This window comes from Bacillus sp. FJAT-28004, assembly GCF_001280845.1.
In the GTDB taxonomy this organism is placed as follows: domain Bacteria; phylum Bacillota; class Bacilli; order Paenibacillales; family Paenibacillaceae; genus Pristimantibacillus.
This window is the reverse complement of record NZ_LGHP01000001.1, coordinates 660,430-674,496: the sequence shown is the minus strand read 5'-3', so window position 1 is coordinate 674,496 and position 14,067 is coordinate 660,430. Positions and strand designations below refer to the sequence as shown.

The window sequence follows — 14,067 nt, the reverse complement described above, 5'->3', positions numbered from 1 at the left end:
CCTTAAGCATCATCTGCTTGAGGGATTTTTTTCAACCTTGCGTACATTCACATTTACTATTCTTTATCCTTGCTGCCAAACTATTTTACAGTAATTTTGTAAAGCTTCGATTGCGCACCATTCAAGTCTGCCTTTAGTTGTCCCGTAACCTGACTGGTGGCATTCGTCCATAAGTCCGTTACGTTCACTTTGGAGGACGAAGAAATGCCTGCACGTTCAAAATCTATCGTCTTCGACACAGGTTCATTCGTATAATTAAACACCGCGAGGTAGTAGTTCTTCCCTTCTTGCATGATGAACGTATCCGCAGCTCCTGTTCCAGTGTTGCCCTCGATTGGCTTGAAAGCCTGACCTTTAAGCGCAACCTCGTTCACTTGTTTGTTAGTCAGCAGCTTCTTCATTAAATCTTGTGCTGCAGGATCACTAACATCGTCTGAGCTTAGAAATACAGTGCCGGAGATGACCGCTGAATTGACCCGAGTCTGCGCAGCATCGAACGAGCCGCCCTTCGCAAGTGTCATATAATCTGGATCTGTATACGGATAGATCGTTCCGTTCTGCCACCAGCCATAAGTAAGATTATTTAGCTGATATTCTGTTCGACTCAGTGTGCCGTCAATATCGCATGAGATTCGTCTTGCGTGCGCATATTGACTCGGAAATAAAGGAGCAATGGAGGCGCTGATGAACATTTTCCCGCCAAGCACCTTATTAATATGAGCCATACCTTGATTGTAAGCCTGGATACCCGTTTGCACATTTGGATCAAAATGCTTGCCCTCGAAGGAGCCATGGCTTAGAAAGTCAATCTTAATATACTCGTATCCGTAATCGAGAAACCGTTTGAAATAATATTCAATACGCTGTTTAGCGCCTGGATGAGTCGGATCAATCGCGTAGGCGCCGTCTACCTTCGGCAGCGGGTTTCCGCTTTGATCCCTCAGAATAATATCACCGTACGTATATTTCCCATCTGTGCCTTCAACAAGCTGGCTCATGTTATCGCCCCAATAAACAAATGGGCCATAATAAATGCCGGCTTTTTGTCCGTTTTTATTAATAACCTTAACGGCTTGCTTAAGCTGCTCCTCAGTCAGGTTATCCCAATAGGAGTCCAAATTAATATACACATTGCCTTTATTCGCGAATGATTCCTTTTGCAAATTTTTCTTAAAGAAATTAGACACAGCAACTACTTTATCGTAGCTTAAGTCGCTTTCAAAGGCACCCCAGCTATTCCAGCCCACGGGTACACCTTTCGGAACGCCATGCTTGAAAGACAGCGGCGGAGCAACCGCTGCGTTCGCTTGGCCGAAGCTCTCAAGGCCCTCACGGTAGTCTGCATAGTAGCCAACGAGAATTTGTGGTGAAGTGAGCGTCGTTCCCGTTACCTTTCCATGCGGAATCGTATCATGTGTCGAGGTAGGCGAAGAGAACCCGCCATATACCTTCAGCTTGTTTAAGCGATCATTAGAACCGCTCCAAAATATGCCCGTTTTCCATTTATCATGCGTAACCGATCCAATGACCAGTCCATTGCGGCTTGTATTATCATAAATAGCAGTCAATTCTGAGCTCACATAGTTATTATTGTTCAGGCTCGTATTTATCGTCCGCGCTTGGTACCTGGACCACGCGTCATTATCGAATGGAGCGACCAGCACCCTATTATCCGAGTTGGTGCCAATGTCGATTCCACCCTTCGCATTAAGTACAAGAGGAGCCATATCATTGGTGCTAAGCGTCGCTTCGCCTGTTACTTGCTGACTAATCAGAAAATAAGGCAAGCCTTCATAAATTTGATAAATTTGCTTCATCGTCGGAAGTCCGGATTCACGATTTTCAATCGTCACCCGAATGCCTTTGCCATGACCGTCTTTTATTTTCTCAACTTTATTCATGACGAACAGATGCTCAGCGTAGTTTTTACTGTCCAGCTGCTTGTCTAATTGGATACTGCTGTACAACCCTTTGGCAATCGTCTTGTTGTTCCATTCAAAAGCCGCAAGTCCTGATTCTGTGTTATAAATGATTTTGTTGGCACCGTTTGTTATAGTAATGCCCGACTCATGCTCCTTCACATTAATTGAGCCAAATTTGCTAGCATCGATTTCCGCGCCAATATTGCCAATCCCCTCGACATCACCCGGGTTCTCGCCTGGTGCCTGGGAGCTGATGATTTCGATTTTATCAATATCCGGCGACCAACCACCGTTATCGTCAAATAGGATGGTATTGCTTCCAGCTTGCAGCTGCACCTCTATACTAAACGTGCTAACCGTATCCCAGTTCGCGGTTGCGGGAGGGGAATAGGTCTCTTTCTCGCTATTGTTCACGCTAATGGCAAAGGAGCGAGGATCACCGGAAATGTAGCTCACCTTCAAGGTATAGACACCTTCCGATGGAGCGATAACCTTATTGAATAGCAGCGTTGATCCGCCCCAAATGTCACCTACTTTTGTTCCACCGGAGCATTCCGTTTCCGTCTTGCATGACCGTACGGCAGAGTTGCCCGTTAATTTATTATCCTGTCCTTCCGCTTCATATACTTGTCCACTGCCAGCCGGTGGTTCATTCGGGTCAGTTCCCGGCCCAGCATCCAGCAATCGGAGCTCGATTTTATCGATATCCGGAGAGTATCCGCCCTCATCGTCGAAGCGAATGACGTTCTCGCCCTGCCAAAGCTCCAGCTGTATCTCGTAAGTCCCTCGCGTGCTCCAATCTGTCGTTTTCGGAAGATCATAACGATCGCTTCCCCCTCCGTTCACACTTACGGCTAACGATCTAGGGTCGCCCGATATGTAATGCACTGTCATGGCATAAATACCCTCAGCCGTCACATTCACAGCATTAAACTGCAAAGCGGAGCCACCCCATAGACTGCCTACCAATTGATTTCCTGAACAACCAACCGCAGGCTCACAGTCCTTAACAGCTGCTTTGCCGCTGAGTTGATTCACCGCTGCCTCCGCCTCAAAGGATTGACTGCTTACGGCGGCTCCTGACGTCTGAGCCTCGGCTATTGTCGCTGTAGCCCCCATTGCCGTTTGAAATAAAACGAGCAATGCGAAAATAATAGACAAGCCTTTCTTGAATTTGAAACTACTCAACATCATTTCCTCCTCTTAACCGTTTAATGTAAAGCGCTTTCTTTTTTAGTTTAATGGCGAATCTAATACCGAACTATCCAAGAATGTTACGATTCGTACTCCAAACCCACTAACTTTCAGAAAAAAATGCCCCAAAAGCAGAATACTCTGCTCCTGGGACATGATTTTTGGCAACCATCATTGTCATTTGCTCGCTTTAAGCATTTCACCTATCGCTCCAATGCTGCCAAGCGTATCAATTGCTCTCGTTGGAATGAACACTTTATTCGCGGCTCCCTGAGCAATATCAGATAATGCCTCGAGCGAACGGTATGTCAGCACATTATCATCGAGGCCTGCAGAGCGTATAAGCTCGATTCGACTTTTCTCTGCTTCAGCAATGGATTGAATGGCCTTCGCTTCACCAAGCGCTTCCAGTTCCTGAGCATGGCGTTGTCCTTCCGCTTGACGGATTCGGGCCTCCTTATCGCCTTCGGCCTTCAATATTTTACTTTGCTTATCACCCTCTGCGCGCAAAATCATATCCTGCTTCGCCGCTTCTGCATCAAGTACCATCGCTCGTTTGCTCCGTTCCGCCTTCATTTGCTTATCCATTGCATCTTGGATGTCCACTGGCGGCTGAATATCAATGACCTCTACCCGCTCAATACGTACGCCCCACTTCTCTGTCGCTTCATCAAGAGCAATTCGAATGTCGGACGATATTTTCTCGCGCCCTGATAATGTCTCATCAAGCTCCATTTTGCCAATAATTTGCCTCATAGTAGCCGTGCTAATATTCCGCACCCCGTATACATAATCAGATATGCCGTATGTAGCTTGCTCTGGACCGGTCACCTGATAAAAAATAATGGTATCGATCTTAACCTGAACATTATCCTTCGTTATAACCGTTTGCGGCGGCACGTTTGCTTGCTGAATCCGCAAGTCATGGTAGGTTCGAACATGATCAATAATCGGAATCAGAATGTTGACGCCAGGCGTAAGCAGTCGGTTAAACTTCCCTAGACGCTCTACAACGCCAATCCTTTGCTGAGGTACGATTTTGATCGATAACGCTACAAAAACGACGACGATTGCTAATAAAATAATGGCAACAATATAACCCATATACGGTTAGCCTCCCCATTTCTCGACTTGAAGCACTGCGCTTCCACGACTGACAACCCTGACAGCTTCACCCTTCAACAACTGCTCATGCGATACAGCACTCCACGTTTCATTTCCCACCTTGACGATACCGGGCACTTCAGCAGCAATAGCCTCCAGCACGATTCCTTGCTTGCCCACGAGCTCGTCCACAGCGTCCTTAAAACCTTTTGAGGCATGGAAACGACGAGTAATTGGACCTGTAAATAAAGTCAATATAAGAACAACAATGCAGCCAGCTACCAACTCCAGTACAAAAGAGCCCGGCCAAAACCAATCAATGGCTGCTGCGATTACAGCACCAATGGCAAGCCAAAGCAAATAAAATGTTAACGTCAGCATTTCCACGACTATCAATATGCCAGCGAGAATGAGCCATATCACCCACAATTCCATCCTTTCACCTCCCCTTCTTCATTAATGTATTCGTTTATGAACATCCTATGATAAGAAAACACTTGTCAAACCACTACTTCACTATGTAGAATCAACAAGGGTCAAATATAGACAACCTATTATAATGAAGGAGCTTATACTCATGAAAAGCGCAATTGGGGTTCATGAAAGACCGCCTACCCTGCAAAGTTTTCTGCTAAGCTTGCAGCATTTATTTGCGATGTTCGGCTCTACCGTGCTCGTACCGAATATACTCGGTGTAGATCCTGCAATCTGTTTGCTCATGAACGGAATTGGAACGCTGCTTTATCTCTGGATATGCAACAATAAGATTCCGGCATATCTGGGCTCGAGCTTTGCATTTCTTGCTCCAGCTGGCGCCGTTATTGGCAATCATGCGGGCGGAGGCAGCTATGAGGCTGCACTAGGTGGATTTATTATCTCGGGCGTCATCTTCACGATTGTCGCTCTCATCATCCAAGCAGCCGGCACTGGCTGGATCAACGTCGTATTTCCACCTGCTGCTATGGGGGCAATCGTCGCGATTATCGGTTTAGAACTCATTCCAGTAGCTGCTCGAATGGCAGGATGGATCATTCCGACCGATGCCGACCCGACCGTCGCATGGAGCCCTGATCCAAAAATCGTAGCTCTCTCCACCATCACTCTTGCCGTAACGGTACTAGGCTCCGTGCTATTCCGCGGATTCATGCGTATCATTCCGATTCTGATCGGTATTATTACAGGATATGTGCTTGCCTATTTCATGGGCTTTACTGATTTCAGCAAGCTCGCTGAGAATAGCTTTGTGCAATTGCCACATTTCACTACCCCAGAATTCCAATGGACGGCGATTATTGCGATCGCGCCTGCGTCGCTAGTTGTCATCGCTGAGCACATTGGGCATCTGGTCGTTACTGGCAATATCGTAAACAAAGACCTATCGAAGGATCCAGGTCTCCACCGCTCGATGCTGGGCAACGGGATTTCTACTATTCTATCGGGCTTCGTAGGCTCTACGCCTAACACGACTTATGGTGAAAATATTGGCGTTCTTGCGATAACGAAGGTTTACTCCACCTTTGTCATTGGCGGCGCGGCCGTCATTGCAATCATCCTTTCGTTCTCCGGTAAATTCTCTGCGCTTATTTCCGGTATTCCTGCGCCGGTTATGGGCGGGGTGTCCTTGCTGCTGTTCGGTGTTATCGCCGCTTCCGGCTTTCGGATGCTCGTTGAATCCAAAGTGGATTACAGCAAACCTACAAACCTATTTTTGACAACCGTCGTTCTTGTTACTGGTCTTAGCGGCGTAAAGCTAACGATCGGGGACTTCTCTCTTACAGGGATGGCTCTCGCAACCGTAGTAGCTATTGTACTCAGCCTGTTGTTCAAAGTGTTTGACGTACTTAAGCTATCCAACGACCACGAATCATCAGGTCACTAAACAGTAAAAAGGGGTCTCCTAGGAGACCCCTTTTTATTTGTGACATCTATTATTTTTCCATGCTCATTTCTACTAAAAATTCGCTAAGCTGCTTTTCAGATATTACTCTTATGCCGTTATTTCTAAGCAAGGCAGTGGTAACCCCATTACCAGCCCTCTTATTGCCTTTAAACTCACCATTATTTATAAATCATTGCGCTGCCGCAAGGTTGAAGCAAATCTCAGCCGCTCTACATAACATAGGAGAAAAGGAGTGAGTCCCCAATGCCCGACTACCGTATTATCGTCGATCTTTCTGATCGTCAGCTCTATCTGCTGGACGGCGACGTCGTCACTCGAGCTTTTCCCGTTGGCATCGGCAAAATGTTAACTCAAACGCCTACAGGCGAATTTACGATTATTAATAAGCAGCCCAATCCCGGTGGACCGTTCGGTGCCTTCTGGATGGGACTCTCCAAGCCGCATTATGGCATCCATGGCACAAACGATCCTTCTTCCATTGGCCATATTGTTTCACACGGATGCATTCGAATGTATAACGATGATGTGCTCGCCTTGTCCAAAATAGTGCCTATCAACACGCGTGTTACCATTCGCCTTTAGTCTAGCAGGCAGCTCTCGGTTTCACGGGGTTCATTTTAGCCTTTTTAGGCGTACTCATGCATTCCTTTATCTTTCAATATTTTGACGATTTCCTTTACCTCTTGCGCCTTGTCTTTTGCACATATCAGCAGAGCATCCTTCGTATCAGCAATAATTAGACCATCAATTCCGATCGTAGTGATAAGCCTGTCATCCCCATAAATGATGGAGTTCTGTGTTTCGATTCCCACATAGTTGGCTTTGACAATATTGCCATGCTCATCTGGAGGAAAAATCGCGCCAAGCGCATCCCAGCTTCCAATATCATTCCATCCAAAATCGCCTTCAATAACTACAACCTCATCACAGCGCTCTAAAATACCATAATCAATTGAAATGTTTTGCAGTAAAGGATAGATCTCATTAATCATTTCTTCTTCGCGCTCCGTACCCATATATTCAATTAAAGGCAGCAATGTTTTAAAGAGCCTCGGAAGAAACCTTTTGAAATTATCAATAATGCATGAGGTTTTCCAAATAAACATACCGCTGTTCCATAAATAATGACCGGATTGAAGGTAAGATTGCGCTTTTGCAAAATTAGGCTTTTCTACAAACTCGGCCACCTCATAAACATGACACGGCTCCGTAATGAAGGAATCTTTCTTGCAAGAGATATAGCCATAGCCGGTTGAAGGAAAAGTAGGCTTGATGCCAATCGTAACAATCTTATTTGTCTCCAAAGCAACGATGCATGCATCATCCAATGTTTTCTTAAAATTATCCTCTTCGGTAATATGATGATCGGAAGGAAAAACGACCATTAGAGAATCACCGTGGTTTTTCTCAATAAATAAGGCCGCGAGGAGAATGCTCGCCGCCGTATTTTTGGCGACAGGCTCTACCAAAATATTAACGTGTTGAACACTCTTATGCATGATCCTCTCGAGTAACACCGCTTGGGAGCGATTGGTCACTACGATCGTGTTTTCCATCGGAATAACACCGTTAAAGCGTTCGATCGTATCATTGAGCATAATATCGTTGCCGCTAATATTGATCAGCTGTTTTGGCAGTTCCTGCCGGGATAAAGGCCAAAAACGTGTTCCGCCTCCGCCTGCGAGAATCGTAGCAAATTTATTCATCATGCATCACCCCATGAGCAATGCAATAAGAGACAATGTTTTCCGAGCCTTGATTTAAATTTAGACCGCTTGCATGTATGCCATCATAACAGCCGCCGGTCTCTGCATCAATTAACGATTCATGACGTGAGTTCCGTCCATGAAACCACTCATAACATATCGAAGCTTGGATACGATAGGTTTCCTTCCCTAACGTTTTGTACGCCTCAAAGCAAGCTAGCAGCATCTCGCAAGCTTCTATCGGCTGCTCGTCATATAATGCTGCTTCCCCACCTCTCTCAAGCCAGCCATGACTGCCGACTGGTTTGAAATAGCCTTCTTTTGCAAAAGTGATTTCGGCTAGAAAGTCCAAGCTTTCCTTAGCGGCTTGTCTGAATGGTTCTTTATGCGATAAATGTGAAGCTTTGAAAAGTGCCCATGGCAGCATGGCATTGCCATAAGTAATACGATCCTCAAACCAATGCCAGCCCTCTCCCTTATTGCTTTCATATTGCGTATACAGCCGCATCGCAAGTTCCTCAATTAACGAAACGATTTGAGCCTGTTGAAGGAAGGTTGGATCATCACTTTCCATGTTCGGATATGGGAACTTATAATGAAGCGAATTCTCGGTCTGCATCATTGAAGTTAAACCAATAATTGCATAAGCCATCGCTCGAGGAGATCTCAAGCTCCTCACATGGGGCAGCGCCTGATTGATCATATATTTGCACGTATTTTGCACATTATGAGGTACGGATGATTCCGAAAGTGTAAACCCCAGCGCCCACAAACAACGGCCCAGACAATCCTCAGACCCTGTTTTCTCAATGAACACTCGGTTGAAATCCATAAAGTTTCGAAAACTTCCATCTTCATTTTGAGCATGATGGATAAAGGCCAGGTAAGTATTTATAAGGCCCAAGGACTCCTTATCTCTTCGGCGCTTATTCAGCATAACTGCAGCAATCAGAGCTCTTGCATTATCATCGGAAGTATAACCTTTGGAACGGTCGGGAATACCGAATTTAGTATGCTGGAAAATGCCTGTATCATCTGTTAATGTGCGCAAATAATCCGTTAACAGCGGCTTGATCATGCTTACTCCCATTAAACCGCGCTCCCTTTTAACACATAATGATGTGCCATCGTTTCACGGAAAAGTACCGCATATGATTTGGCCACTTCATTCCACATCATCGTGCTGCCTAAAGCAAGGGTGTTGTTCTCCATCTCCACTTTCAGATCCGGATTGTCCAATATATTTAAAATATGATTTTCTAATGATTTGGAATCATGGAAATCCGCAAGCAATCCTCTTCCGTCAGCCAACATCTCTACGGCGTAGCGATACGGAGTCGAGACAATCACCCTTCCATAACCAATCCCGAATGCTAGTGTTCCACTTACAGCCTGATCCTTGCCAAGATAAGGCGTCATATATATATCTGATAATACTAGAGATTGAACAACTTCCTCCTGCGTCAAATGTTTGTCGACAAACGTAACATGCTGCTGAAGGTCAAGTTTTTCCACTAGATCCGTCAGCTTCTTTCTGTAAACTTCCCCGACCTCTTGTTTGACAACAGGATGCGTCTTGCCCAAAATCATATAAAGTGCTTCCGGATGCTTCTTCACTACTCCACTCATGGCCTCAATCGCATATTCAATCCCTTTTCCTGGGCTTAAAAAACCAAACGTCGAAACAATTTGCCGATTAGTATAACCGAACTGTTTCTTAAGGTCATTTCTAGATTCGGTAGCGACTACAGGAACCCCATGATGGAACATCTCAATCTTTTCAAGTTCTATACCGTACACTTCATGTAAATCCTGTATTTTGTTATGCGCCATCGTAATGACCTTAAAGCTTAAATCCGCTAGCCGCTTCATAATTAAACACTGCTTATCGCTAGGTTCGGACAATACGGTATGAAAAATAACGATGAATGGAATTTTGAGCTTCTCTGCCAAATCCAATACGTACTCTCCGCTTTCCCCACCGTAAATACCAAACTCGTGCTGAATAACTACCATATCTATGTTTGATTGATTGAGCTCCATCGCTATTTTGCTATAATCTGCACGATTATGCTGTCCAATCTGACCCATCACCTGATTGCCATAGGCATAGGATTTGTTATTATTAACCGCAATCATTCGTGGTGCATTAAAATCCTGGATGTGTTCGATCTCGTTCATCAGATCTTGAGAAAAGGTAGCTAATCCGCATTCTCTTGGCAAGCTCGTTCCCAAAAATGCTACATTCCGCTTTATTAAAACTTTACTCAAAGAAATCACTCCCTTATTTTAAAAATATTTACAAATGACAATAAAAAAAAGAAATAAAGAAGTCTTTATTTCCGAGTTCAAACGATATGCTTTTGGTTTTTAGCTATCCCGATGTTATTACTTAGCAGCTTTCAGATGCTGCCATTTCTTGCAATTCCGCTCCTATCTGCTGTTTAAACCTTAACACGACCATATTTTCTTGTCAATCGAGATAGATTTGTACACGCATTTGACAAGTAGGGAACTTGTGATAAAATTAACATATGACAAGAAAATATGGTCGTTAGCGGACTGATTAGACATTCTATTGCTAATCAGTCTTTTTTATTGTCTGTTTGACAGCACCCCATTCGATAAGGAGGCAACAAATGATGAGCAATACTATCCAATTAAACGAACGGGTCGATTTAAGTAAATCTCAAATTAATCTATTAAGAAAACAAGGACAGGTACCAGCCATTGTATATGGCAAGGATGTCGGCAGCATTTCTGTTATCGTCGGTGAGAAAGAAATACTTTCAGTCATCAAGCACAACCCACGCGCAATTCTAAATGCAGCCATCCCGGAAAAAGGGAATAAACCTGTATTAATTCAAAATATACAAAGAGATCCGCTAAGCAATAAAATTGTTCACGTTGATTTCTATCAATTGAATATGAATGTAAGTTTGGATTCGAAAGTAACGATTCATTTCTCCGGAGAACCAGTAGGTGTCAAAGAAGGAGGAATGCTTCAAGTAGAGATGTACGAAGTTGAGGTTCGCTGCATGCCAGACAATCTGCTGAGCGCATTCGAGGTAGATATTAGCGGTCTTAAAATAGGAGATCATCTACTTGTATCTGACCTTTCCTTCCATGAAGGTATAGAAGTTTTGTCCGATCCTGGTGCGATGCTAGTTAAAATCTCGCAAGCACAAACCGAAGAAGTAGTCGCTTCAGCCTAATTGTTAACTAAATATCAAAGGGAACCCTATACAGGATGTACAGGGTTCCCTTTTATTTATTCGGATCTTCATCTAAATCTTTATCATCATGAACGACTACGATAAACTGTCCAGGACTTACATCAAAATATTTGCATAACCTCCATAACAGATCCCGTGGATACTGTACCATCTCATCCTTATACATCTTCCGAACCGAATCAAAATGATAGTCAATATCCTTTGCAAGTTGTCTGATAGATAAGTTTGGATCCTTAGCTCTCATGATTTCTTTTAAATTACTGTGAACCCCCGGCATTTCTACACCTCCACTTCGATAAATATATAACGACCTGAATATATAATCAACTACTCCATCTTCTAGTATTCCCCATTCTCGAATATGACGATAAGTACGACTTCATTTCGTTAGAACACACAAAAAAACGGCTCTATCACTAGAGCCGTGCGATTTATAAGCTTTGGTGCGGTAGACAGGATTTGAACCTGCACGTCCATTGGACACTACCCCCTCAAGATAGCGTGTCTGCCGTTCCACCACTACCGCACATTGTAAATTGTACGATCCTTCACTCACATTCGCTTAAGCAGCAAATGGTGAGCCATGAAGGACTCGAACCTTCGACACCCTGATTAAAAGTCAGGTGCTCTACCAACTGAGCTAATGGCTCTCGCGTGACTGCAACGAGCTCCATAGAGCTGGTACACTTTGAGGATTAATGGTGACCCGTAGGGGACTCGAACCCCTGTTACCTCCGTGAAAGGGAGGTGTCTTAACCACTTGACCAACGGGCCGTCTGGAACTTAGAGAACAAATATGCTTGAGACAACAAAAATGATTATATCAGCTTTTCATCAGATGTTCAAGCATTTTTTCTCAAGTTTTTTAAAATAATATTTGGGCTTTACGATTCAATCGTTTCAGCTTTAAATACATTGTCTAACTTGTCTTCAGGCGTAAGTCTTTTCTTGAGCGGCACCTTAACGTCTCTTCCCAATTCTTTGAAGAAAGTTTCGACGTCACATTCGATTTTGTCCACATATACCGATAATTTACCTTTTTCGATAATCGCTTCATTGCCTTCTGCTGGTACAGTTACTTCGATCGAGTATTTTTTCATTAAAGTATTGCTGTAACGAGCGAAAATCTCAAGCAATTCCTCGTTGTTAAATTTGCCAATCGCTGCTTGTCCCTTGTTCGTAAAGTTTAAGTTTATTTTCATGTTTACAGCTCCTCATCTCTAATGATGCATCTGTTTTCACGGCTCGAGCAACTTATAATGAAAAAGACCACTCTCTAGTCAGATTTATGATCTGAATATAAAGTGGCATCATCTATCAGAAAAGTGCATGCAAAATGACACCTTCTAAGTTCACCTATATACATCGGCAAAGAGTAAGTTATGGTGCGGTAGACAGGATTTGAACCTGCACGTCCATGGGACACTACCCCCTCAAGATAGCGTGTCTGCCGTTCCACCACTACCGCACATTTATAAGTCGAATTTCCTTCACTCACATCTTCTTTGAATTCAAGAAAATGGTGAGCCATGAAGGACTCGAACCTTCGACACCCTGATTAAAAGTCAGGTGCTCTACCAACTGAGCTAATGGCTCTCGCTGCAATTGTAAACAAGCTACAGAGAGCTAGTACATTTTGTGAATAATTGGTGACCCGTAGGGGACTCGAACCCCTGTTACCTCCGTGAAAGGGAGGTGTCTTAACCACTTGACCAACGGGCCATACAGAACACTTCAATTGAGATTTTTCACGATGCTGCAACCACTGTGGCAAATAAAAAAGACCGGATGAACGGTCTTCCCGTTACAAACACTTGTGAAAAAAATGTGGCGGAGAGAGAGGGATTCGAACCCTCGCACCACTTACGCAGTCTAACCCCTTAGCAGAGGGTCCCCTTGAGCCACTTGGGTATCTCTCCAAATCTGGCTCCCCGAACAGGACTCGAACCTGTGACAACTCGATTAACAGTCGAGTGCTCTACCAACTGAGCTATCAGGGAAAAGTAAAAGTGACAAGTAATAATATATCATGTACTACTTTGATTGTCAATCACTTTTAACACTAATTTTCCGCGACATTTTCCACAAGCATATTTAGCCGGATCAATCTTCCGTTTGCGCAAGTACTCCATCCCACATTTGGTGCAAAAAAGCTTGTACCGAAACGGCTGCTGCTTACGCTGCGCGCGTTCAGGAAGTGACTGACAATAACGTGAGCCGCCTACTTGTGCAAGCAGTTTTTTGAAATCAATGTCGCGATGCTGGTATCCCCGCTTCAATATATGCAAGTGATAATGGCAAAGCTCATGCTTGATAATTTTCTCCGTTTCTTCATGGCCGAAAGCCGAAAGCTGATGTGGACTGATCTCAATATTATGGGATCTTGTAAAGTAGCGACCTCCCGTTGCTTTAAGGCGGCTGTTGAATGTTGCTTGATGTAAAAAAGGACGATCAAAAAAGGTTATCGAAATATGCTCAACCCATTGCTGCAGCGCCTCGTTATTCATTCATTATTCTCCCCCAACTACTTGAATTTTAAAGCTGCGATAGGCTACACTGTCAAGTAGGAATTATTAAATATGCAGAAAAATTGTAGCAGAAGTACGGTAACATACTAAAGGGGAGATCTTACTATTATGGCAACTATGCGCTATGTCCTATTGAAACAAAATGACAGCATCTTTTTCGTGGAAATGCCTGATTCGCACGCTTATCAGCTAAGCGCGCTCAATCTCCGGCTTCATAAAGAAATCGATAAATTAACGGCTGAGCATGTTCCAAGCTTGCCTTATGCTGTAGCTGAATGCAACGATGTCGAGCTGCATGATACATCGATTAAGATCGTTTCAGGTCTGGATTACATCAACAGCCTTGAGAAGGATTTTGCTGGCGTACAAGAAAAGTCCTATCCGCTTATTTCGCTTTTAACAGAAATTCGCGCCTTGCAAGCTCAGCTTGAACAGTGGTACGAAGAATACGAAGAAGAACAGAGTATATAGGTAGGA

13 protein-coding genes and 8 tRNA genes are annotated in these 14,067 nt (G+C 44.1%); 4 read left to right on the top strand and 17 right to left on the bottom strand.

All coding sequences use genetic code 11. The annotated features are described in order from the left end of the window. Positions 1-80: 80 nt before the first annotated feature. The 3 genes from AC787_RS02780 to AC787_RS02770 form a co-directional block, all read right to left on the bottom strand. Positions 81-3,110, bottom strand: coding sequence for a carbohydrate-binding protein (locus AC787_RS02780; protein WP_235560889.1), 3,030 nt, complete (start codon positions 3,108-3,110; stop codon positions 81-83). 183 nt (positions 3,111-3,293) lie between these two features. Beyond that, positions 3,294-4,220: an SPFH domain-containing protein gene (locus AC787_RS02775; RefSeq protein ID WP_054023390.1), complete on the bottom strand. Its 927-nt coding sequence runs from the start codon at positions 4,218-4,220 to the stop codon at positions 3,294-3,296. A gap of 6 nt (positions 4,221-4,226) precedes the next feature. Then, positions 4,227-4,655: an NfeD family protein gene (locus tag AC787_RS02770; protein ID WP_054023389.1), complete on the bottom strand. Its 429-nt coding sequence runs from the start codon at positions 4,653-4,655 to the stop codon at positions 4,227-4,229. Between the two features lie 142 nt (positions 4,656-4,797). Between AC787_RS02770 and uraA the strand changes: the two genes are divergently transcribed. Next, positions 4,798-6,099: a uracil permease gene (uraA, locus tag AC787_RS02765; RefSeq protein WP_054023388.1), complete on the top strand. Its 1,302-nt coding sequence runs from the start codon at positions 4,798-4,800 to the stop codon at positions 6,097-6,099. Positions 6,100-6,363: 264 nt separating this feature from the next. After that, entirely contained in the window at positions 6,364-6,702 is a 339-nt protein-coding gene (locus tag AC787_RS02760) for a L,D-transpeptidase (RefSeq protein ID WP_054023387.1), read from the top strand. Between the two features lie 44 nt (positions 6,703-6,746). Here AC787_RS02760 and AC787_RS02755 read toward each other — a convergent pair whose 3' ends face one another. Genes AC787_RS02755 through AC787_RS02745 form a run of 3 tightly spaced genes read right to left on the bottom strand, consistent with a single transcriptional unit; the run spans position 6,747 to position 10,097 of the window. Continuing rightward, positions 6,747-7,829 carry a mannose-1-phosphate guanylyltransferase gene (locus AC787_RS02755; RefSeq protein WP_235560888.1) on the bottom strand — a complete coding sequence of 361 codons (1,083 nt, stop codon included), beginning with the start codon at positions 7,827-7,829 and terminating at the stop codon, positions 6,747-6,749. Beyond that, complete coding sequence (locus AC787_RS02750) at positions 7,819-8,916, bottom strand: glycosyltransferase (RefSeq protein ID WP_200930693.1); 1,098 nt, start codon at positions 8,914-8,916, stop codon at positions 7,819-7,821. Before AC787_RS02750 ends, AC787_RS02755 begins: the two co-directional genes overlap by 11 nt. Then, a complete protein-coding gene (locus AC787_RS02745; protein WP_235560887.1) occupies positions 8,916-10,097 on the bottom strand; it encodes a glycosyltransferase family 4 protein in 1,182 nt (393 codons plus the stop codon). Before AC787_RS02745 ends, AC787_RS02750 begins: the two co-directional genes overlap by 1 nt. Before the next feature lie 368 nt (positions 10,098-10,465). Here AC787_RS02745 and AC787_RS02740 point away from each other — a divergent pair, with 368 nt between their 5' ends. Next, on the top strand, positions 10,466-11,041 hold the full coding sequence (locus tag AC787_RS02740) for a 50S ribosomal protein L25 (protein ID WP_082360607.1): 576 nt from the start codon (positions 10,466-10,468) through the stop codon (positions 11,039-11,041). 52 nt (positions 11,042-11,093) lie between these two features. Here AC787_RS02740 and AC787_RS02735 read toward each other — a convergent pair whose 3' ends face one another. From AC787_RS02735 to AC787_RS02685, 11 genes are all read right to left on the bottom strand, one after another. Further along, the gene (locus AC787_RS02735) at positions 11,094-11,339 is read right to left on the bottom strand and encodes a helix-turn-helix domain-containing protein (protein WP_054023384.1); all 246 of its coding nucleotides are present in this window, start codon (positions 11,337-11,339) and stop codon (positions 11,094-11,096) included. A gap of 164 nt (positions 11,340-11,503) precedes the next feature. Further along, positions 11,504-11,588, bottom strand: a tRNA-Leu gene (locus AC787_RS02730). A gap of 48 nt (positions 11,589-11,636) precedes the next feature. Further along, a tRNA-Lys gene (locus tag AC787_RS02725) sits at positions 11,637-11,712 on the bottom strand. Between the two features lie 49 nt (positions 11,713-11,761). Then, positions 11,762-11,836, bottom strand: a tRNA-Glu gene (locus AC787_RS02720). 110 nt (positions 11,837-11,946) lie between these two features. Beyond that, positions 11,947-12,264, bottom strand: a complete 318-nt coding sequence (locus AC787_RS02715; RefSeq protein WP_054023383.1) for a hypothetical protein — start codon at positions 12,262-12,264, stop codon at positions 11,947-11,949. Between the two features lie 181 nt (positions 12,265-12,445). Then, positions 12,446-12,530, bottom strand: a tRNA-Leu gene (locus AC787_RS02710). 52 nt (positions 12,531-12,582) lie between these two features. Continuing rightward, positions 12,583-12,658 (bottom strand) — tRNA-Lys (locus AC787_RS02705). A 51-nt stretch (positions 12,659-12,709) separates the two neighbouring features. Continuing rightward, positions 12,710-12,784 (bottom strand) — tRNA-Glu (locus AC787_RS02700). A gap of 106 nt (positions 12,785-12,890) precedes the next feature. Further along, positions 12,891-12,981, bottom strand: a tRNA-Ser gene (locus tag AC787_RS02695). 5 nt (positions 12,982-12,986) lie between these two features. Next, positions 12,987-13,062: transfer RNA gene (locus AC787_RS02690), tRNA-Asn, on the bottom strand. A 27-nt stretch (positions 13,063-13,089) separates the two neighbouring features. Further along, on the bottom strand, positions 13,090-13,569 hold the full coding sequence (locus tag AC787_RS02685; RefSeq protein WP_054023382.1) for a SprT family protein: 480 nt from the start codon (positions 13,567-13,569) through the stop codon (positions 13,090-13,092). A gap of 129 nt (positions 13,570-13,698) precedes the next feature. Between AC787_RS02685 and AC787_RS02680 the strand changes: the two genes are divergently transcribed. Further along, complete coding sequence (locus tag AC787_RS02680) at positions 13,699-14,061, top strand: hypothetical protein (protein WP_054023381.1); 363 nt, start codon at positions 13,699-13,701, stop codon at positions 14,059-14,061. Positions 14,062-14,067: the final 6 nt, after the last annotated feature.